This window comes from Phaeobacter sp. S60 (assembly GCF_000826845.1).
GTDB classification, from domain to species: Bacteria; Pseudomonadota; Alphaproteobacteria; order Rhodobacterales; family Rhodobacteraceae; genus Phaeobacter; species Phaeobacter piscinae.
This window is the reverse complement of the sequence record NZ_JSWJ01000017.1, coordinates 11,854-34,350: the sequence shown is the minus strand read 5'-3', so window position 1 is coordinate 34,350 and position 22,497 is coordinate 11,854. Positions and strand designations below refer to the sequence as shown.

The 22,497-nt window shown below is 60.4% G+C and carries 23 protein-coding genes and 1 tRNA gene; 11 read left to right on the top strand and 13 right to left on the bottom strand.

What is annotated here, in order from left to right; all coding sequences use genetic code 11:
• Positions 1-2 precede the first annotated feature (2 nt).
• Complete coding sequence (leuD, locus tag OO25_RS15875; protein WP_040181116.1) at positions 3-608, top strand: 3-isopropylmalate dehydratase small subunit; 606 nt, start codon at positions 3-5, stop codon at positions 606-608.
• Between the two features lie 69 nt (positions 609-677).
• On the opposite strand, the gene OO25_RS15870 is transcribed toward leuD, so the two are convergent.
• Positions 678-1,655, bottom strand: coding sequence for a DUF2332 domain-containing protein (locus tag OO25_RS15870; protein ID WP_040181115.1), 978 nt, complete (start codon positions 1,653-1,655; stop codon positions 678-680).
• Between the two features lie 367 nt (positions 1,656-2,022).
• Here OO25_RS15870 and OO25_RS15865 point away from each other — a divergent pair, with 367 nt between their 5' ends.
• From OO25_RS15865 to OO25_RS15845, 5 genes are all read left to right on the top strand, one after another.
• Positions 2,023-2,856, top strand: coding sequence for a hypothetical protein (locus OO25_RS15865; protein WP_040181114.1), 834 nt, complete (start codon positions 2,023-2,025; stop codon positions 2,854-2,856).
• A complete protein-coding gene (locus OO25_RS15860; protein ID WP_040181113.1) occupies positions 2,853-3,917 on the top strand; it encodes an endonuclease/exonuclease/phosphatase family protein in 1,065 nt (354 codons plus the stop codon). Before OO25_RS15865 ends, OO25_RS15860 begins: the two co-directional genes overlap by 4 nt.
• A 141-nt stretch (positions 3,918-4,058) precedes the next feature.
• Positions 4,059-5,162 (top strand): 3-isopropylmalate dehydrogenase, encoded by a 1,104-nt coding sequence (gene leuB, locus OO25_RS15855; protein WP_040181112.1) that lies wholly within the window; start codon positions 4,059-4,061, stop codon positions 5,160-5,162.
• Between the two features lie 213 nt (positions 5,163-5,375).
• On the top strand, positions 5,376-6,332 hold the full coding sequence (locus OO25_RS15850; RefSeq protein ID WP_040174536.1) for a DMT family transporter: 957 nt from the start codon (positions 5,376-5,378) through the stop codon (positions 6,330-6,332).
• A gap of 43 nt (positions 6,333-6,375) precedes the next feature.
• Positions 6,376-6,452, top strand: a tRNA-Pro gene (locus OO25_RS15845).
• A 55-nt stretch (positions 6,453-6,507) separates the two neighbouring features.
• Here OO25_RS15845 and OO25_RS15840 read toward each other — a convergent pair.
• The 4 genes from OO25_RS15840 to hisS all read right to left on the bottom strand — a co-directional run bounded on the left by OO25_RS15840 (position 6,508) and on the right by hisS (position 10,706).
• Positions 6,508-7,170, bottom strand: coding sequence for a hypothetical protein (locus tag OO25_RS15840; protein WP_040181111.1), 663 nt, complete (start codon positions 7,168-7,170; stop codon positions 6,508-6,510).
• A 267-nt stretch (positions 7,171-7,437) separates the two neighbouring features.
• A complete protein-coding gene (hisG, locus tag OO25_RS15835; protein ID WP_040174540.1) occupies positions 7,438-8,130 on the bottom strand; it encodes an ATP phosphoribosyltransferase in 693 nt (230 codons plus the stop codon).
• The gene (locus OO25_RS15830; RefSeq protein ID WP_040174541.1) at positions 8,127-9,215 is read right to left on the bottom strand and encodes an ATP phosphoribosyltransferase regulatory subunit; all 1,089 of its coding nucleotides are present in this window, start codon (positions 9,213-9,215) and stop codon (positions 8,127-8,129) included. The genes hisG and OO25_RS15830 overlap by 4 nt, the downstream gene beginning before the upstream one ends.
• 3 nt (positions 9,216-9,218) lie before the next feature.
• On the bottom strand, positions 9,219-10,706 hold the full coding sequence (hisS, locus tag OO25_RS15825) for a histidine--tRNA ligase (protein ID WP_040174544.1): 1,488 nt from the start codon (positions 10,704-10,706) through the stop codon (positions 9,219-9,221).
• Positions 10,707-10,911: 205 nt separating this feature from the next.
• Here hisS and OO25_RS15820 point away from each other — a divergent pair, with 205 nt between their 5' ends.
• Entirely contained in the window at positions 10,912-11,106 is a 195-nt protein-coding gene (locus tag OO25_RS15820; protein ID WP_014875870.1) for a SlyX family protein, read from the top strand.
• A 29-nt stretch (positions 11,107-11,135) separates the two neighbouring features.
• Here OO25_RS15820 and OO25_RS15815 read toward each other — a convergent pair whose 3' ends face one another.
• Positions 11,136-13,316, bottom strand: coding sequence for a heavy metal translocating P-type ATPase (locus tag OO25_RS15815; RefSeq protein ID WP_040181110.1), 2,181 nt, complete (start codon positions 13,314-13,316; stop codon positions 11,136-11,138).
• Positions 13,317-13,530: 214 nt separating this feature from the next.
• On the opposite strand from OO25_RS15815, the gene OO25_RS15810 reads away from it, so the two are divergent.
• Positions 13,531-14,631, top strand: coding sequence for a CaiB/BaiF CoA-transferase family protein (locus OO25_RS15810; RefSeq protein ID WP_040181109.1), 1,101 nt, complete (start codon positions 13,531-13,533; stop codon positions 14,629-14,631).
• A gap of 1 nt (position 14,632) precedes the next feature.
• Here the strand turns inward: OO25_RS15810 and OO25_RS23000 are convergent, their stop codons facing one another.
• Both OO25_RS23000 and hemE read right to left on the bottom strand, forming a co-directional pair.
• Positions 14,633-14,800, bottom strand: a complete 168-nt coding sequence (locus tag OO25_RS23000; protein ID WP_014881143.1) for a hypothetical protein — start codon at positions 14,798-14,800, stop codon at positions 14,633-14,635.
• A 99-nt stretch (positions 14,801-14,899) separates the two neighbouring features.
• Positions 14,900-15,934, bottom strand: coding sequence for a uroporphyrinogen decarboxylase (gene hemE, locus OO25_RS15800; RefSeq protein ID WP_040181108.1), 1,035 nt, complete (start codon positions 15,932-15,934; stop codon positions 14,900-14,902).
• Between the two features lie 110 nt (positions 15,935-16,044).
• Between hemE and hemC the strand changes: the two genes are divergently transcribed.
• Complete coding sequence (gene hemC, locus OO25_RS15795) at positions 16,045-17,007, top strand: hydroxymethylbilane synthase (RefSeq protein WP_040181230.1); 963 nt, start codon at positions 16,045-16,047, stop codon at positions 17,005-17,007.
• A gap of 77 nt (positions 17,008-17,084) precedes the next feature.
• On the opposite strand, the gene OO25_RS15790 is transcribed toward hemC, so the two are convergent.
• The 5 genes from OO25_RS15790 to clpS form a co-directional block, all read right to left on the bottom strand.
• The gene (locus OO25_RS15790) at positions 17,085-17,924 is read right to left on the bottom strand and encodes a GH25 family lysozyme (protein ID WP_040181107.1); all 840 of its coding nucleotides are present in this window, start codon (positions 17,922-17,924) and stop codon (positions 17,085-17,087) included.
• A 126-nt stretch (positions 17,925-18,050) separates the two neighbouring features.
• Positions 18,051-18,944, bottom strand: a complete 894-nt coding sequence (gene hemF, locus OO25_RS15785) for an oxygen-dependent coproporphyrinogen oxidase (RefSeq protein WP_040181106.1) — start codon at positions 18,942-18,944, stop codon at positions 18,051-18,053.
• A 37-nt stretch (positions 18,945-18,981) separates the two neighbouring features.
• Positions 18,982-19,785: an SDR family NAD(P)-dependent oxidoreductase gene (locus OO25_RS15780; protein ID WP_040174557.1), complete on the bottom strand. Its 804-nt coding sequence runs from the start codon at positions 19,783-19,785 to the stop codon at positions 18,982-18,984.
• A 106-nt stretch (positions 19,786-19,891) separates the two neighbouring features.
• Positions 19,892-20,884, bottom strand: coding sequence for a class I SAM-dependent methyltransferase (locus OO25_RS15775; RefSeq protein WP_040181105.1), 993 nt, complete (start codon positions 20,882-20,884; stop codon positions 19,892-19,894).
• 14 nt (positions 20,885-20,898) lie between these two features.
• Positions 20,899-21,240, bottom strand: coding sequence for an ATP-dependent Clp protease adapter ClpS (gene clpS, locus OO25_RS15770; RefSeq protein WP_014875880.1), 342 nt, complete (start codon positions 21,238-21,240; stop codon positions 20,899-20,901).
• Between the two features lie 88 nt (positions 21,241-21,328).
• Here clpS and OO25_RS15765 point away from each other — a divergent pair, with 88 nt between their 5' ends.
• Both OO25_RS15765 and OO25_RS15760 read left to right on the top strand, forming a co-directional pair.
• Positions 21,329-22,042 carry an HAD family hydrolase gene (locus OO25_RS15765; RefSeq protein ID WP_040181104.1) on the top strand — a complete coding sequence of 238 codons (714 nt, stop codon included), beginning with the start codon at positions 21,329-21,331 and terminating at the stop codon, positions 22,040-22,042.
• 40 nt (positions 22,043-22,082) lie between these two features.
• Positions 22,083-22,421 carry a hypothetical protein gene (locus OO25_RS15760; RefSeq protein ID WP_040181102.1) on the top strand — a complete coding sequence of 113 codons (339 nt, stop codon included), beginning with the start codon at positions 22,083-22,085 and terminating at the stop codon, positions 22,419-22,421.
• Positions 22,422-22,497: the final 76 nt, after the last annotated feature.

Here is a 22,497-nt window from a genome sequence, read left to right as displayed (position 1 = left end):
AAATGGAAAAATTCACAAAAATCCAAGGCATCGCTGCCCCCATGCCGCTGGTCAATATCGACACCGACATGATCATCCCGAAGGTGTTCCTGAAGTCCATTCAGCGCACCGGGTTCGGCAAGAACCTGTTCGACGAGATGCGCTATAACCGCGACGGCACCGAGATTGCGGACTTCGTGCTGAACAAGCCGCAGTACCGCGATGCAGAGATCCTGATCGCGGGCGACAACTTTGGCTGCGGCTCCTCGCGCGAACACGCGCCTTGGGCGATTGCCGACTTTGGCATCAAGTGCATTGTGTCGACATCCTTTGCCGACATCTTCTTCAACAACAGCTTCAAGAATGGCATCCTGCCAATTGTCCTGCCGCAAGAGCAGGTGGATCTGCTGATGAAGGACGCGGAAAAAGGCGCAAACGCGCGCATGACTGTCGATCTGGAAGCGCAGGAAATCACCACATCCGATGGTGAGGTAATCTCCTTCGAAGTCGACGCGTTCAAAAAGCACTGCCTGCTGAACGGGCTCGACGACATTGGTCTGACCATGGAGAAATCCGCCTCTATCGCCAGCTTTGAAGACAAGGCTGCGCAAGAGCGCCCCTGGGTCTGACCCGACATCAGGTAACCTTTGATAACGCCGCGAAAAGCCGCCCCCATGGGCGGCTTTTTTGTCGTGAGGCTATGCTCCAGTTGCAGACAGCCACGCGATCTGCTGCCCATGCGGGCCGGTCCATGCCAAGGGCTGGCCATTCTGCATAAGTAGGAACATATCGTCCCGAGGCTGACCTGCACGGGCAGAAAACTGAGGGAAGACGCGCGGCCCCTCGTTGCTGATCCAGATTGCGTCACTCTCAAGCATCTGCTTGGCGAAGGCATCCCGCTGCTGTTGATCGGCGACATAGGTCAGAACTGCGGTGTGAAAGATGACAACGGTTGCATTGCCCGGTGCCTCAGCGATCAGCGCAGGCAAATCCTGCATCAAATCTCCGGAGACCACATGTGGCGGACAGTGCTTTGCGACCGAAATCGCAGACCGCAGCCGACCGAGGCGCAGCTGATGCTCAGGCCAGACCAACTGTTCCAGCCAAGCCACGTCAGCATCACAACTGACATCAAGAGGGTTCAGATCCAGCCCCGCCCGCCAGATAATATCAGGGTGCGCCATCGGTCGCGGTGTACCCGGTGACGCGCTGCACTGAAATATCGGGGCACAACCTGCAAACTCCGGCGGTGGGGGCAGCTTATGATCGCCCCAATCGTACCCATAGATATCTGGCAACAGGCACAGACCAGCGGAGGCGCCCACCTCAATCAGCGCGATCGGCCCAGTGATCTGTGCCAAAAGGGGCAGCAAGACAGCACAGCGTCCCGGCTCATTCGTCTGCGTCGTCCGTCTTCGCATTACCGCGGCAACGTCCTCGGCCTGGTCGTGGATGACCCTGTCAAATGCTTCCGGACCGGAAATGTTGCCTGCAACGTGGCGCACTGCCGCAAACAGCAAATTGGGTTGCTGACGATCCGCAGGCAACGCCGACAGAAAGCCGAGACAGTTTTGCGAGTGAGCCACATGCAGCGCCAGCCTCTCATAGATGGGCGACCGACCTGCGGCCTCCCATTGCGCGAATCTGATGTAGCGTTCTGCAATGTGAGGGATCATCCCAGTCTCCAACCAAACCGCGAGCAGCACGCAGGCGACTGACCTGCGCCGAAATCTGCCCTGACCCCCACTATCCCAGTTGCGCGGCTCTCCCACAACATATTGTGGACCCCCGCATAAACCCTTGTTTTTACTCACACGCAGCCACGATCACTGATGCAAACCAGCACCACCCTACCACCCAAAACACACAAAACCCTGCTGAAACTCTGGTGCGAACTTGAGCAATATCCCGCTGACAGGCACAAATAAGGCGGAAATGAGGCAGCGCTCAGCAGAGACATTTCACCAAGAAATGCATGCGGGCATCAAGTTGGAACAACGGCACGGCAATGCACCGGCCAGTCCAGTTTGAAGGGATCGAGGCGTGATAGCACGGATTACAGGCGCGGCCATCCGCGGCATCTTTGTTGCATTGCTGATTGCAATGCCATCGCTGTTGTTGCCGGATGCAGCGACACGGTCACCCGAGGTGATCGCCCTGCTTGCCATCCTCGCCGCAGCACTGACCTTCGCCGAGTATTTCTCAAGCTATCCAAGTTTCGTGGAGTTTCGCGAGGCTCCTCCGCTGAACAGAATGCGGTTCATATCGCTGGCCCTGATCGTCATTCTGGTCAGCCTGGTGGCCCGCCATCCAATGGAAGCAACTGCCCTCACCTCTCTGGTGCATGAATTGGCCTCAGGGCTGGGCGACACACTTGATTTCGCGTTTTCCCCGATCCAGCTGACCGGTTTGATGATGCCCGCCCATGTGGCGCCAGATCTTATCTCACAGGTGATGGCGGCAGCGGCGCTCAGCTATATGATTGCCCTCATCACCATCCTTGGTTTTGCGCTGGCGATCCGGCTTCGGGACTGGCCGCTCAGTAATGGGCCTTTCAATGTCTGGACCAACCTGCCTCTCTTCGACCCGACGACCGGCGGCGATGTGGTTGAACGGCTGCAACGGGATGCCCGGATCAATATCGTTGGTGGCGTGCTTCTGCCCTTCGCGCTGCCTGCGATGGTGAAGCTCACCTCCGGTGTCGTGGACCCTAGCCTGCTGGCGGCCCCGCAGACCCTGGTCTGGGTCGTTTCGGCCTGGGCCTTTGTTCCTGCGTCGATGATCATGCGTGGGCTTGCAATGCTGCGGATTTCAGATCTGATCGCCCAGAAGCGCCGTGCCGCCTATGCCAGTTCAGAGGCATTGCAAACCGCATGAGACCGCTGGCCTCGCTCCTGCTGGCCGTTCTCCTTCCATTGATCAACCCTGCCGACGCGGACCCTGCAAAGACCTTGCGCATCGCCAGCTTCAATACGGAGCTGTCCCGCAAGGGACCCGGCCTGTTGTTGCGGGATCTGCAACGCGGCAAGGATCCGCAGATAGCCGCCATTTTGCAAACACTCACCGAGGCCGACGCCGATGTACTTGTCTTGCAGGGGATTGATTGGGACTACGAAGGTCGCAGCCTGGCCGAACTACGCAACCTCCTGGCCAAACGCATCCCCAGTTATGGTCATATCTACGCCGCGCGGCCCAATACTGGCATGCAGACCGGGCACGACATGGACGGCGATGGGCGTTTGGGCACCGCGCGGGATGCACAGGGCTATGGCCGGTTCACCGGCCAGGACGGCATGGCCATCCTCTCTCGGCTGCCCATTCTGCGCGATGACGTGAGAGAACTGTCTGCGTTGCTCTGGCAGGATCTACCCGGCGCCACGCTGCCAACACACCCCGATGGTACGCCCTTCCCTAGCCGTGACGCGCTGGCAGCTCAGCGCCTGTCGACAACCGGGCACTGGGTTGTCCCTGTCCTGCTGCCCAGTGGTGAGCCGCTGTCAGTTCTGGCATTTCAGGCAACACCCCCGCTGTTTGACGGGCCGGAAGACCGCAACGGACTGCGCAACCAAGACGAAATCAGGCTTTGGCAGATCCTGCTGGATGGCGGGCTTGGTCCCATACCAGCCGACCCATGGGTCATCGTTGGCGGGGCCAACCTCGACCCGGAGAAAGGCGCCGGTCGCCGCGCGGCCATCGCCGATCTGCTCCGCGATCCGCGCCTGCAAGACCCACGACCACGGGATAGTGCAGGACACACAGATACCGTCAACTGGGGCACATCCGGTCCGATGCGTGTCGACTACGTCCTGCCCTCACAAGCGTTGCAGGTTGTTGCGTCAGGGCTGATATGGCCTGCTAACATCCCGGCCAGAGACGGCGACGCGGACCGCCCTGCCAGCCGTCATGCGCTGGTCTGGACAGATCTGCAAATTCCGTAGCTGTTCTGTAGCAACAAGATGGCGCGAAAACCGCCCTCTCAGCCATAAAAACAAAGCGATCAGCCGCTATCTGCGCCCGGAACATTGACCCAAGAGCGATGTGCCGTTACCCCGGCTGCAACGCTTTCAAGGAGTACCCATATGTCCAACCCATCGATTCTGATTCTGCCCGGCGACGGGATCGGCCCCGAGGTCATGGCCGAGGTCCGCAAGGTCATCACCTGGTATGGCGAAAAGCGCGATCTACAGTTCGATGTGAGCGAGGATCTTGTTGGTGGTGCCGCCTACGATGTGCACGGCAAACCGCTGGCCGATGAGACCATGGAGAAGGCACAAGAAGTCGATGCGGTTCTGTTGGGCGCCGTGGGCGGCCCCAAGTATGACGATCTCGACTTCTCCGTCAAACCGGAACGCGGCCTTCTGCGTCTGCGCAAGGAGATGGATCTCTACTCCAACCTGCGCCCGGCGCAATGCTTTGACGCGCTGGCGGATTTCTCTTCCTTGAAGAAGGACATCGTTGCCGGTCTCGACATCATGATCGTGCGCGAACTGACCTCGGGTGTCTATTTCGGTGAACCACGCGGCATCTTCGAAGAAGGCAATGAGCGCGTCGGCATCAATACCCAGCGCTATACAGAGAGTGAAATCGAACGCGCCGCACGGTCTGCGTTTGAACTGGCCATGCGCCGGAACAAAAAACTCTGTTCGATGGAAAAAGCCAACGTGATGGAGTCCGGCATCCTGTGGCGCGAAGTCACAACCCGCGTCTCCGCCGACTACCCAGAGGTCGAGCTGTCCCACATGTATGCCGACAATGGCGCGATGCAGCTGGTGCGCGCGCCCAAGCAGTTTGACGTGATCCTCACCGACAACCTCTTTGGCGACATCCTGTCCGACTGTGCCGCAATGCTGACCGGCTCTCTGGGCATGCTGCCGTCTGCTTCGCTCGGCGCGCCGATGGCAAACGGCCGACCCAAGGCACTGTATGAGCCGGTACACGGTTCCGCGCCGGATATCGCGGGTCAGGGCAAGGCAAATCCGATTGCCTGTATCCTCAGCTTTGCGATGGCGCTGCGCTACAGCTTTGATCAGGGGGCCGAGGCGGACCGTCTGGAAACTGCGGTGGAGCAGGTTCTGGCTGATGGTCACCGCACCGGCGATCTGTTGGGCGAAGAAGGCGTCTCGCCGATCAGCACGTCTGAAATGGGCGATGTGATCATCGCCGCCCTCGACGCCAGCCTCTAAGGGCTTCGGTATATAATCGCGGTGCGGGCCACCAATGGCCCCGCCGCATCCTGCTCAGACCGATCTAAGACCTGGCAGGCAACAGCCCAGATTGCGCGCGTGGACTGACGGTTCGATCCGCGACAACTGACGGCTTTTTTAGTATTTCCCTGACAGTGTTAGCGCTATAGTGCAGGCCATCTGCCGTATTTTTGCGCCGACCCGGATGACCCTATGAACATAAAAGCCGCTTTGCTTGCCCTCTTGGCCTATGCGATTTTTTCCACCCATGATGTGGTGGTCAAGATCCTCGGCGCGGATGTGTCACCGGTTCAGTTGGTGTTCTTCAGCAGCCTGTTGTCCTTTCCGCTACTGGTTTTGATGCTGATCAAGGATGCGACCCCCGGCCATCTGCGCCCGGTCCACCCTTGGTGGATGGCCGCGCGGTCGGCAACCATGGCTGTGATCCCTGCAAGTGCCTTTTATGCATTTTCCGAACTGCCGCTGGCGGAAACCTATGCGTTGCTTTTTGCCACGCCGCTGCTGATCACCCTGCTGTCGATCCCGATCTTGGGCGAACGCGTCGGTCTGCCGCGACTGGCGGCGGTCGTGGTCGGCTTTATCGGCGTGATGGTGGTGCTGCGCCCCGGTGCGACCAGCTTTGGCCTCGGTCATGCGGCAGCGCTTTTTGCCTCTTTCTGCGCCGCTTTTCAGTCGGTTGTTCTGCGCAAAATCAGCGCGGATGAGCGCCGGGTCGTACTGATGATTTATCCGATGCTGATGACCTTTGCCGTCATGGGGTTGGCACTGCCGCTGGTCTATGTCCCACTGGAAGGTGTGACCTTCGGCGGCATCGCGATTGTGGCCCTGTTTGGGTTTTGCGCGACGTTGCTGACAGTCAGCGCCTATACCATCGGCGAGGCGGCGATCGTCGCCCCAATGCAGTATTCCCAGATCATCTGGGCCACCATCTTCAGCGTGGTTCTTTTCAACGAAAAGGTCGATTTAATGACATTGGTCGGTGCTGCCATCATCATCGCCAGCGGCATTTTTATTGTGCTGCGTGAAGCCTTTGGCGGGCGCTCCGACAATACTCCGGTTCTGCGCACCCGGAGCCGTGGATATACTGCGGGCGGCACCAATGTATCACTCATGCTGAAACGGCAAAGCGAGGATAATCCGGCGGAATAGGGCTTGCATATCCAAGCCCTGCCGTGTAATTCCGCGCCACGGTCGGAGCGTAGCTCAGCCTGGTAGAGCACTGTCTTCGGGAGGCAGGGGCCGGAGGTTCGAATCCTCTCGCTCCGACCAAATATGCAAAGGCGCCCTTGGGCGCCTTTTGTGTTTTCAGGTTCGTGATCCGCCCTTAGCCGCCGTTCGTGGCAAAGCACATAAACAGTCCGGCGCCACCTGTCATGGCAAGAGCTTCCATCGAACAGCCACGCGTGTCATGGGCCGCGTTCCAAGATGTATTGCCGCCACCATGGCGATCATGATGTCCGACCGTGGCACTGCCCTCACCGGAACTGGTCCAATTGCTACAGGTCTTATCGCCCTCCATCCACGGGAAATAAGCGGTGCCATCCGCCATGGTGCCGGTCAGCAGATCATGCACATTCGGGCGATCACCCCGGCCGTTCACCAGATTACCCTTCTCATCCAGCCCAGTGGATTTGACAATATTGGGACTAAGATGCAGCTCATCCAGATTGCCCGCGATCTGTACGCCCTTGGCATTGTGCCATGGACCGCTGCCAATCCGGTCACGCGCTGAAGTCCCGCGCTTGCCCTCTTCCTGTGTGCTGAGATAGGCGCGCCAGGTTTTGCCCGTGATACCGGCCGCTTCGGCGAGGCTGGCACAATGTGCGTCTGCTCCCTCCAGTCCGCCGAGATCGCCGCCTTTTCCTGAGCCGACGCTGGTCACGAAAAAGCTCATGCTGGTGTCCTGTGCCAGCGCAGCCCCACCGGCGCTCAAGAGCAGCGGAATAGAGATCAGCGCGGCTTTGGCCGCAGCTATGGTCACTGTCATCTTATGGTCTCCCCTGTTGTATCGAACGGGGCGCCTGACCGCCTCCCGACAGAAACTACAGTCATGGATCCTGCCCCACGCGCGCATACGCCTCCCAGTCCTTTAGGTAGAAGCCCGCAGAAGGTTTTCAAACAAAGGCCAGCATGTCCGCCAAGAGTGAGCGTCATAACAAAACAAGGCCGCACTGAGTGATGTCAGTGCGGCCTTGTCTCTCATATCGCGAGTTTGGCTCTGATCCGCCAATTAGGCTCGAATCTCTTGCCCGGATTACCCGTGCAGGCGTTCCAACAGGTCGCCCAATGTGGCCTTTTCCTCGGCGCTGTATTTCGCCACCCGGCTGCGCCATAGCGTGGCCTGCGAGCGCAGGATCAGGCCATCTGACATCAGCTTTAGGTGGTTGGCCCGCAGGGTTTCCCCGGTTGATGTGATATCGGCAACCATTTCAGCCGTCTCGTTCTTAACGGTGCCCTCGGTCGCGCCTTGGCTATCTACCAGCTGATAATCCGCAACACCTGCATCCATCAGATACTCACGCACAAGACGGTGATACTTCGTCGCGATCCGCAGCCGATGGCCGTGTTTCGCACGGAAAGCGGCGGCGACCGCATCCAGATCGTCGATGGTCTCCACGTCGACCCAGATTTGTGGCACCGCCAGAATGAGATCGGCATGACCAAAGCCGAGCCCTGCGATTTCTTCAACCTGCTGCTCCCAGAGGGGTAGTTTTTCCTGTACCAGATCGGTCCCGGTCACCCCAAGATGGATGCGCCCGGCGGCCAGTTCGCGGGGCATCTCCCCTGCGGATAGCAGAACCAGATCGATCCCCTCAATCCCCTCGACTGCGCCGGCATATTCACGATCCGATCCGGTCCGCGACAGGGTAATTCCGCGTTTGGCGAACCATTCGAAGGTCTTCTCCATCAGCCGCCCCTTGGACGGCACCCCAAGCTTCAGACTCATGACTTTGCCCCTTCCAGCAGCAGCATCAGATCGGGACGAACCACACCGCCAACGGCGGGAATTTCTGCCCCCTGTCCCAGCTGCCGCGTCAGCGCGTCATAGCGACCACCGCTGGCAATCACCGGCAGATCTGGACGCCCATCGGCGTAAAAGCCGAACACGAAGCCATCGTAGTATTCCATCGACGTGCGACCGTAAGAAGCTTCGAAATCAAGGCTGTCGACATCAATGCCACGCGCCTTCATCGCCGCGGTACGCGCATCAAGCCGGTCTAGCGCAGGGTTGATCGCAGGCAGGTCCACCGCGATATCGCGCAGCTGTTCAGATGCATACGGAATGGTCTCACGCACCGCCATCAGCGCCTCTAGCGCGGTCAGCTCATTCTCCGCAATCGGCGGGGCTGCTGCATCAGCGCGCAGAGCCTCAACACGGGCATCCACCTCCGCCGGGCGACGTTTGCCAATGGCGGGCACCTTCCCCGTCAGCACCCCTTCGGTAGACAGCAGCTTGCGACGGCTTTCCGCAACTGGGCTGCGTCCGGCAAACTGGTCGAGCATTGCCCGAAACCGGCGCGGTCGCCAGATATGGCGCATCAGGGCTGCCTTGCGCAACGACGTGGTATTAAGGCCCTCGACTGCTGCCATCAGGATACCAATATCGCCGGTTGCCGCGCGCACGGGCAAGTCGCGCAGTTGCAGCGCAATCAGCGCAAAAACCTCGGCATCGGATCCCGCCGGATCATGGCGTTCAAAGACCTCATACCCGACCTGAAGATATTCGTTGGCGCGGTCCTCGTCGTGTTCCTGACGCCGAAATACGTCGCCTGCATAGGTATAACGCGCAGGCTCTGCACCGTCGCGCATGTGCATCTCGACCACTGGCACGGTGAAATCGGGGCGCAGCATCTGCTCTCCGCGCAGCGCGTCTGAGGTCACGTAAGCGCGGGCACGGATGTCCTCACCATAGAGATCCAACAGGGTCTCCGCAGGCTGCAGGAAGGGCGGCTCCACCACCCGTGCGCCAGCAGCCTCAAAACTCATGCGCAGCCGGGCGGCCAGCGTCAGGGCACTTAGACGATCCCCCATCGTTCAGCCCTGCCCTGCAAGGATTTCGCGCACCTTGGCGACCAAATCACCGCGTGGCACTTCAAACTGGCTGGGGCGTTCTTTCCACTCTTCCAAGGTGGCGTTTTCAGCAATCTGAGCGCCAAGGATCAGATCCTTGATCTGGACCACACCGCGGTCCTTTTCTTCACCACCCTCAATCACGGCGATCGGCGAATTGCGCTTGTCCGCATATTTCAACTGATTGCCAAAATTCTTGGGGTTGCCCAGATAGACCTCAGCCCGGATGCCTGCATTGCGCAATTCAGCCACCATGGTCTGATAATCCGCCATGCGGGCCTTATCCATCACGGTAACGACGACGGGTCCAGTGGCCTCGGCCTTGATCCGCCCCTTTTCGCGCAGCGCCGCCAACAGACGGTCGACGCCAATGGACACACCGGTTGCAGGAACCTCCTGACCGGTGAACCGCTTTACCAGATCATCATAACGACCGCCGCCAGAGACCGAGCCAAACTGCCGCTTGCGGCCTTTCTCGTCAAGGATCTCAAAGGTGAGTTCCGCCTCATAAACTGGTCCGGTGTAATACCCCAGACCGCGCACCACCGATGGGTCAATGTCGATGCGGTCAGCACCGTAGCCGCCTGCGGCCAGTAGATCGCCGATCTGCTCCAGCTCGCCAACACCCTCAGCCCCAATGGAACTGCTGCCAACCGCGTCGCTGAGGTTGGCAAGGGTCTTGGCGGCATCCACCCCCTTGGACGTCAGGAAGGCCAGCACCGGTGCGGCTTGATCTTCCGACAAACCAACACCGTCGATAAACGCACCGGAAGCATCCAGTCGCCCCTTGGTCAGCAATTCGCGCACGCCGGCCTCGCCCACCTTGTCGAACTTGTCGATGGTGCGCAGCACATCGTCGCGCTTGGCATCGCCTGCCTCAAGCCCCATGGCCTCCAGCACGCCATTCAGCACTTTGCGGTTGTTCACCCGCACCAGATAGTCGCCGCGTGGAATGCCGACGGTTTCCAGCGTATCAGAGAGCATCGCGCAGATCTCGGCGTCCGCCGCCATAGAAGCAGTGCCAACGGTATCGGCGTCACATTGGTAAAACTGGCGGTAGCGCCCAGGACCGGGCTTCTCATTGCGCCACACCGGCCCCATCGCGTAGCGGCGATATGGCGTCGGCAGGTCGTTGCGGTGCTGGGCGTAAACCCGGGCCAGCGGGGCCGTCAGGTCATAGCGCAGCGCCATCCAATCACCGTTGCCACCTTCGTCGTATTCCTGCCAGGCGAAGACGCCCTCATTGGGACGATCGACATCGGGCAGGAATTTGCCCAGCGCTTCAACGGTTTCCACCGCAGAAGATTCCAGCGCATCAAACCCGTAGCGATGATAAACCCCCGCGATGGCCTGCAGCATATCGCTGCGCTGGCTCACCTCTTCGCCGAAATAGTCACGGAAGCCCTTGGGCGTGATCGCCTTGGGGCGGGGCTGTTTCTTGACTTTGGCCATCTTGGCCTCCTCGGGGTGTCAAATGGGTCAGATACTCGCCCGGCGGTCTAGCCCAAGGGCGGGCTGACAGCAAGGCGGCAGAGGTGTACTCCCGGCAAGGCGTCTCCGCGCTGCCTCACATGCGGGCACCGTGTTTCAGACTTGTGACAGCATGGACGCGCCCGCCGCCAGCGCATATGAGAGCGTGAGCCCCAAGGAGACAGCCATGCAACATCTTGAAGAGCAGATCGCCCACCTGACGCGCACCGTCGATGAGCTGAGCGAGGTCATCAACCGGCAGCAATCAGAGATCGACCGGCTGACCCACCGTGTCGCGATGCTGTATCAGCGCGAAGCCGCCCGTGAGCAGGATGGCGGCGGCGGGGTTGTCATCGGTGACGAACGCCCACCGCATTACTGATCTTCTGGGACGGCTGACTGCGGCGCCTGTCAGCTGTCGCTGCTCGCCGGGGACGGTTTGAACGACAGCAAGCGCAACGCATTGAGCGTTACCAGCACCGTGGCGCCGGTGTCAGCCAGAATGGCAATCCACAGACCGGTGATGCCAAGAACCGAGGTCACGAGAAACACCCCCTTAAGCCCCAGCGCAACGGCGACGTTCTGACGGATATTGGTCAGCGTCGCGCGGGACAGCCGAATTACGCCAACCACGTCGCTAACACGGTTGCGGAGGATCGCTGCATCTGCGGTCTCTAGCGCCACGTCAGTGCCCGACCCCATTGCAACCCCGACCTGAGCGGTCGCAAGCGCAGGCGCATCGTTGATCCCGTCGCCAACCATCATGACCTGAGCACGCCGGGTGAGCGCCTGTAGCGCCGCAACCTTACCCTCCGGCACCAGCTCCGCGTGATGGTCCAAGCCCAAGTGCCCGGCAATTGCCTCTGCCGTGCGGGCATTATCTCCGGTTAACATGGTCGCGGTGATCCCCATCCGCGCCAGCGCGCGCACCGCGTCAGCTGCATCTTCGCGGGGTTCATCACGCAGCGCGATCAGCCCGTAGAGTATCTCTTCGCTGAACAGGACGACGACCGTCTTGCCCTGCGATTCCAGCTTGGCCGCCTGCGCAAGGGCGGCCTCTGTCATGACACTGGTCTCTGAGGCAAAACGCGGGGACCCGACTGTGATCATAACGGATCCGACTTTGGCTGAGGCGCCCTTGCCTGGCACCGCGCGGGCCTCCTGTGCCAACGGAATCTCCACGCCGCTGTCCGCCGCCCGCGTGCAGATCGCTTCCGCCAGCGGGTGGCTCGACTCGCGTTCCACCGCGGCGGCCAGTTCCAACAGCTTATCCTCGCTGCCATGATAGACGACGATATCCGTGACCTGCGGCCGCCCGCAGGTCAGTGTCCCGGTCTTGTCAAAAGCCACATGCGTGGTGCCCGCCGCGGCCTCAATGACCGCGCCCCCCTTCAGCAACAGACCATGGCGCGCACCAGCTGACAAAGCCGACGCAATGGCCGCCGGAACACTGATCACCAACGCGCAGGGGCAACCAATCAGCAACAGCGCAAGCGCGCGATAAATCCAGGTGTCCCAATCCAGACCGAAGCCAAGCGGTGGCACCAGTGCCACCAACAAGGCGACCCCCACAACGATGGGCATGTACACACGGCTGAAACGGTCGATAAATCGCTCAGTCGGGGCGCGGGCACTTTCGGCCTCTTCGACCAAGCGAATGATCCGCGAGATCGTGTTATCTGCCGCCGCACGGCTCACGCGCACCCGCAGGACGGCCTCGGCGTTGATGGATCCGGCAAAAACCTCGGAACCGGGCTCTTTCAGACACGGAACGCTTTCGCCTGTCACCGGGCTCTCGTCGACGCCGGAGACGCCATCAATAACCGCGCCGTCGGCGGGCACGCGGTCACCCGGGCGCACCACAACGATCTGACCTTCACGCAGACTGTCTGCTGCGACCTCCTCCAATACATCTCCCCGCTCCACCAACGCAATTTTGGGCACGAGATCGGCCAGCGCACGAATCCCGTCTCGTGCTTTGTTCGCGGCCAATCCTTCCAGCATTTCGCCCACGGCAAAGAGGAAGACCACCAGCGCGGCCTCTTCAGCAGCGCCAATAAACAAGGCACCAATCGCCGCAATCGACATCAACATTTCGATGGTGAAAGGCATTCCCGCCCGCAGCATCGCAAAGGCGCGGCGTGCGATGGGGGCCACGCCAATCAGGGTTGCCAGCATAAACGCCCAGAGACCTACCGTAGGAGATGCCATGAGTTTGATCCCCCAGGCCAGCACCAGAAGAAAACCGGTCCCAAGGAGCAGTTGCCCCTTACCGCTGCGATACCATGCAGGTGTCTCAGTTGCGGTGGCAGAGCCGGTCTGCGTGGCGTCGCAGCAAGGCGTCCGGTCAGTCCCCGAACCATCATCACGGGCCTTTAGATCAAACCCTAACTTGCGCACCGTTTTCTCCACGGCGATCACCGACCCCTCTTGCGGGTCCAGATCCAGACGCAGCCGTTCGGCCATCATCGCGACCTCAACGCCGCTGACGCCCGGCAATCGTTCAACCGCGCCGCGCAGTTTCGTCGCGCAGGACCCACAGTCCATGCCCGTGACCCGCCACTCCAGCTGCTCACCCGTATCTCTGGCCATCTAAACGCCGCCTTTCCTGCTCTCATATTCTGTCAGCGACCTATGTAGTTGCTACAGCCACTAGAGCTTCAAGACATTTCTTCAGAAAACCCGATCCAAATTCAGCCTCGCTCAAGACGTGCCGCAACGGCCTTGTTGGGAAAGAACAGAAAGCCGCTAAGCTGCGCAGAATGCTTGGCCGATCCGCCAGCACCACGACCAAGGAGGCGCCGCCGTGCTGCAGGGTATTCGTGTGATCGAAATTGAAGGGCTGGGGCCTGCGCCCTTTGCCGCGATGATGCTGGCAGATCTTGGGGCTGACGTTATCTGCGTCCACCGCAAAGGGCACAACGCAGGTCTGATGCCACCCCATCCGATCATCGACCGTGGCAAACGCTCCATCATGCTGGATCTGAAATCAGCGGCCGATGTGGAGACGCTGCTGCAGCTGGTCGAAAACGCCGATGCGTTGATTGAGGGGTTTCGTCCCGGCGTGATGGAGCGTCTCGGCCTTGGGCCTGCGGACTGCCATGCCCGTAACCCTGATCTCATCTATGGCCGCATGACAGGCTGGGGGCAGGACAGCCCACTGGCGCAGACTGCAGGCCATGATCTGAACTATACCGCGCTCTCAGGCGCGCTTTGGTATGACGCGACGCCAGGAACGCCACCCCAGCCGCCCGCGACGCTGGTGGGCGATATTGGTGGAGGTGCGCTTTATCTGGTCGCTGGTATTCTTGCGGCACTTGTGAAGCGTGGAAACGCCCACGATGATAGCCCGTCCGGATGTGTGGTCGACGCAGCGATATACGATGGATCGGCCCATATGATGAACCTGCTGATGACATTGCAGCAGGCCGGGCAGTTTGCAACGCCGCGCGGGGCAAGCCTGCTGGATGGGCCCCATTGGAGCCGTTGCTACCTCTGCGCTGACGGCGGCCATATCAGCGTGCAATGTCTGGAACCGCAGTTCTATGCGGAGTTTCTGTCACGTCTGGATCTGGACGAGGACGCGCAATTCGCCCAGCAGCATGACAAAAGGCTTTGGCCCGTGCTCGCCGCGCGGCTGACGGGGATCTTTGCGACCCAGACGCGCGACTACTGGGCCGATCTATTCGATGGCAGCGACGCCTGTGTGGCCCCAGTTCTGTCGCCGGAAGAAGCCGTGACCCACCCCATGAACACGCGCAGGACATGGACCATGGCAGACAATGGCCTGCAGGCGGCACCCGCGCCGCGATTCTCGGGTCAGGGCGATTGGACCGCCCCTCCCGCGCCAGAACGCGGTGAGCATACGGCCCAAATACTGGCGGAGCTGAAGCAGCGCCGGCGCTAGGTTAGTCGGCTTTCTTGGCTTTCTCAGCTGCCGCCTTCATCCGCGCCAGCAGGTCCGCTTTTGTTTCGCGGCCACCGTAGGGGTTCTTGTCGGACCCTTTGGCGTTGTGTTCTTGGTGGCGCGGGCTGTTCTTGCCCTTTTTGGGGGCGCCAGATTTCTTGTAGTCCATCGACTTGCCCTTTCGGCGTGATCGCAAAAGGCGCTGATGCCGCAATTGGCCTCAGCGCGCAAGATTATCGCTAGCATTACATTGTGGCGCGCAGACGGATCAGCCGCCCCGCACCGCATCAATCATGCGCTGCACATTGTCCGGGTCCGCATCAGGCGTGATGCCATGACCAAGGTTGAAGATATGCGGCCCGTTCCCAAAGGCTTTGACGATGCGGCGGGTGTCATCCACCAGTTCCTGACCGCCGGTGACCATATGACGAGACGCGAGATTGCCCTGCACACAGCCGTCTATCTGAACATGGGCTGCCGCCCATTCAGGATCCACCGAATTATCGAGCGCGACGCAATCCACCCCGGTTGCCTTGGCAAACCCGACATATTTGTCACCGGCCTCACGCGGGAAGCCAATGACCGGGATACCCGGATGACGCTCTTTCAACGCATCGGTGATCTGGCGGCACGGCTCCAGCGCGTATTTCTCAAACGCCTCGCCACGCAGCGAGCCTGCCCAGCTGTCAAAAATCTTGACCACCTCCGCACCGGCTTTGATCTGCATCGACAGATATTCAATGGTCGCCTCTGTGATGCGCGCCAGCAGGGCCTCAAACAGCGGGTTGTTCTCCTGACGCAGCAGGTGCGCAGGCCCCTGATCTGGGGTGCCGCGCCCGGCAACCATATAGGTCGCGACAGTCCAGGGCGCACCGGCAAAGCCGATCAGCGTGGTCTCAGAAGGCAGCGCCGAAGAGAGCAAGCGCACCGTCTCATAGATGGGGTTCAGCGTTTCGTGAATATCGCTGACCGGGCCCAGCTTGGCAAAATCCGCTTCGGTGGTGATTGTCGAAAGGCGCGGCCCCTCGCCGGTTACAAACCACAGATCCGCCCCCAGAGCCTGCGGCACCAGAAGAATATCGGCAAAAAGGATCGCGGCGTCGAACCCGTAGCGGCGGATGGGCTGCAGGGTGACCTCGGTTGCCAGCTCCGGATTGTAGCATAGCGACAGAAAATCGCCCGCCTCGGCCCGTGTGGCTCGATATTCCGGCAGATAGCGACCGGCCTGACGCATCATCCAAATCGGCGGCACATCCTGTGTCTCGCCCGCCAATGCGCGCAGCAGTTTCTTCTGTTCGGCCATGGTCACCCTCATATCTATGTTGCATCTGAGGTCTAGCCTTGGCGGCAAATTGTCAAGGGCAGCAGGACCGGTGCTTGTCATGGCATTATGTCGCGATTAAGGGTCAATACATGACACAGATTGATCTGCCCTCCCCCGCTTCGCCCCTGAAAATCGGCACCCGCGGTTCGCCTCTGGCGCTGGCCCAGGCCCATGAAACACGCGCCCGGCTGGTTGCGGCGTTCGATCTGCCACAAGATGCCTTTGAGATCGTGGTGATCAAAACCAGCGGCGACAATCAGGCGCTGATCGCGGCGGATAAACCGCTGAAGGATCTGGGCGGCAAAGGTCTGTTCACCAAGGAAATCGAAGAGGATCTGTTGTCCGGCGCCATTGATATCGCGGTGCATTCGATGAAGGATATGCCCGTGACGCAGCCTGCCGGGCTGCTGCTGGAGACCTATCTGCCCCGCGAAGACGTGCGTGACGCCTTCGTCTCGCCAGATGTCACCGCCATCGCTGATCTACGCGAGGGAGCGGTTGTCGGCACCTCCTCCCTGCGACGACGCGCCCAGCTGTTGCATCGTCGCCCCGATCTGCAGGTCGTGGAGTTTCGCGGTAACGTTCAGACTCGCCTGACCAAGCTGCGCGATGGTGTCGCGGAATGCACATTCCTGGCAATGGCCGGTCTGAACCGGCTCGGCGCAGATCAGGTGCCCGCAACCCCCATTCCACCTGAGGACATGCTGCCCGCCGTTGCCCAAGGCGCCATCGGGATTGAGCGGCGCGCGGATGACAGCCGCACCGGCGATATGCTGGCCGCCCTTCACGACCGCAAAACCGGAGAGCGGCTGGCGGCAGAGCGCGCGTTTCTGGCCGCACTTGACGGCTCCTGCGAAACCCCGATTGCCGGGCTGGCCACCCTTGACGGCGGAACACTGCGATTGCGCGGCGAAGTTCTACGCCCAGACGGTTCCGAGGCGATCAGCGATGAGCAGTTCTGCCCGGTTGAAGACGGCGCGGAACTGGGCCGTGAGATGGCGGCAAAGCTGCTGGCCCAAGCCGGGGCAGGCTTCTTTGACTGGAAACGCTAAGGGCTGACCAAGGGGTGCGAGGCGCTGCCTCGCGCTCCGGGATATTTTCAGCCAGAAGATGCGCCAAGTGTGGTGCCTCAGATCTGACCGGACCAGCGCAACCACCGCTCTGGCCCGCCACCAAAGACATTCAGATCGACGTTCCCCTCAATCCCCGGCACCCGCCCGGTGCCGGTATATTGCCAGAACCGCCAAAGCGCGCCGGGATAGGTAACATGGGGGTGATCCGCAACAGAGCGCAGCCAGAATTCGGTGCCCCTCAGGCGGCCGATGCCAGTATCACGGTAGAAATCAACGGTGGTGTAGAGCACCGGGCGACGTCCGTAATGCGCCTCAAGAATATCGAGAAACCGATCCGCCTCAGCACGGATTTTACTGCCGGAAGGCCGTTTTGTGCAGGTACGTGAATGGGGCGTCCATTCCATATCCAGCACGTGGGGCAAGGCCTGACTGTCGCGCGGGACATGACGGATGAACCAGCGCGCCTGCTCCGCCGCTGGGCGGCAGAAGTAGAAGTAATGGTACGCGCCGCGTTTCACCCCCGCCCGCCGTGCGCCGCGCCAGTGATCACGGAATTTCGGATCCGCCAGATCACCGCCCTCGGTCGCCTTGAGATAGGCAAAGCTGATGCCCGCCGCCTTCGCCCGCCGCCAGTCAATGTCGCCTTGCCAGCGCGAAACATCAATCCCGTGGATCGGATAGGACCAGGGCGTGCGGCCATCCCAGGGGTGTGGATCACTGTCGCCAAATTTGGGATGGGTGATCAACCGCGCGCGCGCCACGGCGAGGCTGGCAGCGGTCTCCCCCGGCTGGACCGGCTGACCGATCGGCGGTGAAGGCAGCGCGACAGATGTGGTGCGTGACCCGCAAGAGGCCAGCATCAATACTGCTGCAATCAACAGCCAAAGTCTGCTCATATGGACCTGCCCTGATCTGCCCCGGATCTGCGTGCAATCCCACGCTTTGCCTCAGTAAAGCGCGACCGACCGATCAGAGCAATGACCAAGGCATCCCCATGCCGCAATCAGCAAAACACCGCGACGTCAGATCCATTTGGCCATTGGTGGCAGGCTCATCAGCACCGCATTGGCATCATGACCGGTTTCGAGCCCGAATTTGGTTCCGCGGTCATAGACCAGATTATACTCCGCATAGAGGCCACGATGGACCAGTTGAATGTCCTTTTCCGGTGCGCCAAATGCCATCGGCCGTCGTTTTTCAATCAATGGCAGATAGGCGGGAAGAAAGGCGCGGCCAATGTCCTGCGTCAGGGCAAAATCAGCCTCCCAATCCCCAGTGTTGCGATCATCCATGAAGATCCCGCCGACGCCCCGCGCCCGATTGCGGTGCGGGATATAGAAATACTCATCCGCCCAGTCTTTCAGCTTTTCATAGAGCGTGTCCCCATGCGGTGCCAAATGCTGCTCCTGGGTGCGGTGGAAATGGGCCGTGTCTTCGTCATACTCAATACAAGGGTTAAGGTCCGAGCCGCCCCCGAACCACCAGGCATGCGGGGTCCAGAACATCCGCGTGTTCATGTGGACTGCGGGCGCATGGGGGTTCTGCATATGGGCAACAAGGGAAATGCCGGAGGCCCAGAACCTCGGATCGTCCTGCATGCCTGGGATCCCCTTGCGGGCCGCCATGGCAGATTGGGCGCGTGCCCCCAGGGTGCCGTAAACCTCGGAGATGTTGACGCCAACCTTCTCAAACACCCGGCCACCGCGCATCACGCTCATCAGGCCGCCGCCCGCATCGCTGCCATCCTCGGCGCGACGGGCGGTGTCGCTGACCTCGAACCGGCCGGCAGGCTGATCACAGAGCGGGCCGCTGTTGTGGCTGTCTTCCAGTGCTTCGAAAGCTGCGACGATGTCATCGCGCAAAGACTTGAACCAGGCCGCTGCGCGGGCCTTTTCGTTGATCATATCGGTGCTCATCTGGTCGCCTATGTCCGCAGGAGAGGTGGGAGATGGTTTAATGGACCGGCACGGCAACCGTGTCCAGCAACGTGCGCCCACCGTCCAATGTGACAATCTGTCCGGTCATAAAGGCGGCTGCGTCGGAGGCAAGGAACTGCGCAGCCTCGGTCAGCTCACTGGGAGAAGCAATCCGGCCAAGTGGCGTATGCCGTTCGATATCCTGCCGGTACGCGCGGTTGTCCTTCAGCGTGGCCTGCATCGAGGCACTCATAACCGATCCGAAAGCAATGGAGTTGACCCGAATCCGATGCGGTGCAAGCGACACCGACAAAGAGCGCGTCAGCTGATCGAGTGCGGCCGAGGCCACGCAATAGGCCATGAGCTCAGGGTGGGACCGACGTGCCGCGATGGATGACAGGTTGATGATCGCGCCATTGGGTCCGCTGCTGTCACGCTGTTCCCCCTGTTTGATCATACGCCGCGCCACCTGTTGTGACAGACGCATGGTCGGCAGCAGGGTTTCATTGAGCAGCAGTTCCATCGAGTCGTCATCCGGATCCAGCGGATCGGTTGGCACCACTTGCCGCGCGCCGTTGACCAGAATGTCGACCTCATCAAAGGCATCGATGGTTGCAGACAGAAGGTTGGCGATGGTCAACCGCTCCCGCAGATCCCCGGCAAAATAGCGAATATTGCTCTCATCTGCCTGGGTGCCCAGTTCACTAAGCAGGGCTGCTTCGTCTGTGTCCGCAAACATCACATTGGCCCCAGCCGCAGCGAATTGTTTACCAATCGCAAGGCCAATACCACTGGCTGAGCCAGTGACGATGGCCGTTTTGCCGGAAATGGAAAAAGACATAAATGACCTCCGTCAGGATCGAGAGGATGCACCAGCGGCCAGCCTCTTTTCTGCAACCTAGACTGCGGACAGAAACAAGTGAACCATCCTTTGTCGTCCGCCTGCGTCAGCGGCGATGACGGCGTGGGCGGCTGGCCTGCAGCACTTTGAAGCGGTTGTCACCTGCGACCTCCGTCACCGTAGCGAACTGTTCGGCAAGCGTGGCCTCATAGGGAAGATGCCGATTGGCAACCAGCCAGAACACCCCGGCAGGTGCCAGCATCCCGGAGGCTGCGGTGATGAAGGCCTGCCCCAGCGATGGCTCCGCCGCGCGACCGGTATGGAACGGCGGGTTGGAGATGACACAATCGACCCGCTCGGTTGTCTGCCAACTGCGGGCATCCGCCCAGTGAAACTGGGCGCGGGGATCGTTTATATTCTGTCGTGCACAGTTAAGCGCACTGTGGTCAGCTTCGACGAGATGCAGCGTCTGCACGGTCTCTCGTTGAAGAACCGCTGAAGACAGATATCCCCAGCCGGCGCCAAGATCGACCACATTACGGCCCAGCTTTTCCGGCAGTGCAGCGACAAGCAGGGCCGAGGCCGGATCGACACCATCGGCGGAAAACACCCCTGGAGCGGTCTGAAACCCTCCGTCAATCTGCGTGGTTGCAGCCTGCCAGTCGCTCAGATCGGTGCCTGTCGCATCGAAGCTGAACGCCTTCCCGTGGGCTTTTGAGATGGGTGCTGACACCCCGCAGCGTGCGCGCAGAGCTTTCAGCACCGAATCGACGCCGTCCGTCTTGCCGCCATCGACCAGGACAGGCCCGTCGCAAAGCTCTGCCGCCTGCGCCAATAGGCCACGCGTCAGCGCCTTAGCACGCGAAAGGAACACAACCGCTGCCGCAAACCGTGCCTCAGCAGGCACCTCAGGCACACAGTCATAGCCCTGCGCCGCAAGGGCTGCATAATCAGGAGCAAAGGGCTGAACGATCAGTATCCGCTCTTTCGGCAGTGCCGACAGATCCATATCTGAGGCGGGGTGAAACACCGCGATACGGCCGGTTTCGGGCACGGGAAATACACCCGTCTCGACGGCCAGGGACAGACGCACAGACATTTAGGAGCCTCTTATTATTCTTCTTTTTCCATCGTGCATTGCAGAGGATGCTGATGGCGGTGGGCAAAATCCATTACTTGCCCGACCTTGGTCTCGGCGATCTCGTGGCTAAACACGCCAACCACAGCGACGCCCTTTTTATGCACGGTCAGCATCACTTCAAACGCCTCGGCATGGGTCATGTTGAAGAACCGCTCCAGCACCATGACCACGAATTCCATCGGGGTATAATCATCGTTCAGCAACAGCACTTTATAGCGCGGCGGACGCTGCGTTTTGGGCCGGGTCTTGGTGAGGACACCGAGATCGGTGTCGTCATCTGAGTGATCCGACATCATAACTGGCGTAGGCAGCATTGGCACAGACTTCCGATCGTGGATGGATTTTGGTGTTCCGCTTATATAGCCTTTCTGGTGAATAGGAAAAGGCATTGAGCGTGTCGTATTGACCCGAAAATTGACAACAATTGGCTTCGATGCCGATGATACCCTTTGGCATAATGAACGATTTTTCCGCATTACTCAGGATCGCTTTGCCGAATTGCTGATGGACCACGTCCCGCGGGAGCTCGATTCGCAAGCTCTCGGCGCACGTCTGCTGGCTGCGGAGAAGCAGAACCTCGGCCGCTATGGCTACGGCGTGAAAGGCTTCACCCTGTCGATGATCGAAACCGCCATTGAGGTGACGGATGCCCGCGTGCCGGCAAGCGTAATTCAGGAGTTGATTGTCGCAGGCCAGATGATGCTGTCCTACCCGATCGAATTGCTGCCCAATGCGCAAAGCGCGGTTGAGGCGTTGGCTGACAGCCACCGGGTGGTGCTGGTCACCAAGGGCGATCTTCTGGATCAGGAGCGCAAACTGGCGCAGTCCGGTTTGGGGGATCTGTTCGACGGCGTTGAGATCGTGTCGGAGAAAACGCCTCAGATCTATGCCGAGATTTTTGCACGACACGGCGATGGTCCAGAACATGCGATGATGGTGGGAAACTCCATGCGATCCGACGTGGTGCCCATCATCGAGGCGGGCGGCTGGGGCACCTATGTACCGCATGGTTTGGTCTGGGAAGTGGAATACGCCCCAGCCCCGGTTCACAGCTCCCGATATACTGAAATTGCCGATCTGAGCGCCCTGCCCGCGCTGGTGGCGCGGATCAGTTGATCCGCCCCCGGCCTCACCCAACGCCCAATGGCCCAACCCGATGGATACGCCCATGCCTCATGCCGAAATAAAATACAGCAGCGATCTCGATCTCGATATCCCTGCGATCCTTGCTGAGATCGAACAGGTCATCCTGTCCCACGACGACGGTGCGGGCGATTGCAAGGGGCGCGGTTACCCGACCGATGCCTATCACCACACCCATGTTGCGGTGAAGGTCTCCGTGCTGGTGAAGCCGCATCGCGATGCAGATTTTTCCAACAGGTTACTTGCGGCGCTGCGGGCGGCTATCACCGCGCGAATCTCTGCCCCCTGCGCGTTTTCTCTGGAACTGGCCTATACAGGTCCCTTCTACTTTACCGGCCAGCATCACCCCTGATGAGGCGCCCGGGCAAGAGTGCCGCAAGCGACCCATCACACTGGCGAGGAGCCAACAGGAAGTGTCTGCGCTCAAC

Excerpts from the sequence above, each read along its gene's own strand:
- OO25_RS15870 (WP_040181115.1), bottom strand. The coding sequence starts at position 1,655 with ATGATCCCTCACATTGCAGAACGCTACATCAGATTCGCGCAATGGGAG.
- OO25_RS15840 (WP_040181111.1), bottom strand. The coding sequence starts at position 7,170 with ATGACAGTGACCATAGCTGCGGCCAAAGCCGCGCTGATCTCTATTCCG.
- OO25_RS15850 (WP_040174536.1), top strand. The coding sequence starts at position 5,376 with ATGAACATAAAAGCCGCTTTGCTTGCCCTCTTGGCCTATGCGATTTTT.
- OO25_RS15780 (WP_040174557.1), bottom strand. The coding sequence starts at position 19,785 with ATGTCTTTTTCCATTTCCGGCAAAACGGCCATCGTCACTGGCTCAGCC.
- hemE (WP_040181108.1), bottom strand. The coding sequence starts at position 15,934 with ATGGCCGAACAGAAGAAACTGCTGCGCGCATTGGCGGGCGAGACACAG.
- OO25_RS15790 (WP_040181107.1), bottom strand. The coding sequence starts at position 17,924 with ATGAGCAGACTTTGGCTGTTGATTGCAGCAGTATTGATGCTGGCCTCT.
- OO25_RS15860 (WP_040181113.1), top strand. The coding sequence starts at position 2,853 with ATGAGACCGCTGGCCTCGCTCCTGCTGGCCGTTCTCCTTCCATTGATC.
- hisS (WP_040174544.1), bottom strand. The coding sequence starts at position 10,706 with ATGGCCAAAGTCAAGAAACAGCCCCGCCCCAAGGCGATCACGCCCAAG.
- hemC (WP_040181230.1), top strand. The coding sequence starts at position 16,045 with ATGACACAGATTGATCTGCCCTCCCCCGCTTCGCCCCTGAAAATCGGC.
- leuB (WP_040181112.1), top strand. The coding sequence starts at position 4,059 with ATGTCCAACCCATCGATTCTGATTCTGCCCGGCGACGGGATCGGCCCC.
- OO25_RS15775 (WP_040181105.1), bottom strand. The coding sequence starts at position 20,884 with ATGTCTGTGCGTCTGTCCCTGGCCGTCGAGACGGGTGTATTTCCCGTG.
- OO25_RS15760 (WP_040181102.1), top strand. The coding sequence starts at position 22,083 with ATGGATACGCCCATGCCTCATGCCGAAATAAAATACAGCAGCGATCTC.
- hisG (WP_040174540.1), bottom strand. The coding sequence starts at position 8,130 with ATGAGTCTGAAGCTTGGGGTGCCGTCCAAGGGGCGGCTGATGGAGAAG.
- OO25_RS23000 (WP_014881143.1), bottom strand. The coding sequence starts at position 14,800 with ATGGACTACAAGAAATCTGGCGCCCCCAAAAAGGGCAAGAACAGCCCG.
- leuD (WP_040181116.1), top strand. The coding sequence starts at position 3 with ATGGAAAAATTCACAAAAATCCAAGGCATCGCTGCCCCCATGCCGCTG.
- OO25_RS15830 (WP_040174541.1), bottom strand. The coding sequence starts at position 9,215 with ATGGGGGATCGTCTAAGTGCCCTGACGCTGGCCGCCCGGCTGCGCATG.
- hemF (WP_040181106.1), bottom strand. The coding sequence starts at position 18,944 with ATGAGCACCGATATGATCAACGAAAAGGCCCGCGCAGCGGCCTGGTTC.
- OO25_RS15820 (WP_014875870.1), top strand. The coding sequence starts at position 10,912 with ATGCAACATCTTGAAGAGCAGATCGCCCACCTGACGCGCACCGTCGAT.
- clpS (WP_014875880.1), bottom strand. The coding sequence starts at position 21,240 with ATGCTGCCTACGCCAGTTATGATGTCGGATCACTCAGATGACGACACC.
- OO25_RS15815 (WP_040181110.1), bottom strand. The coding sequence starts at position 13,316 with ATGGCCAGAGATACGGGTGAGCAGCTGGAGTGGCGGGTCACGGGCATG.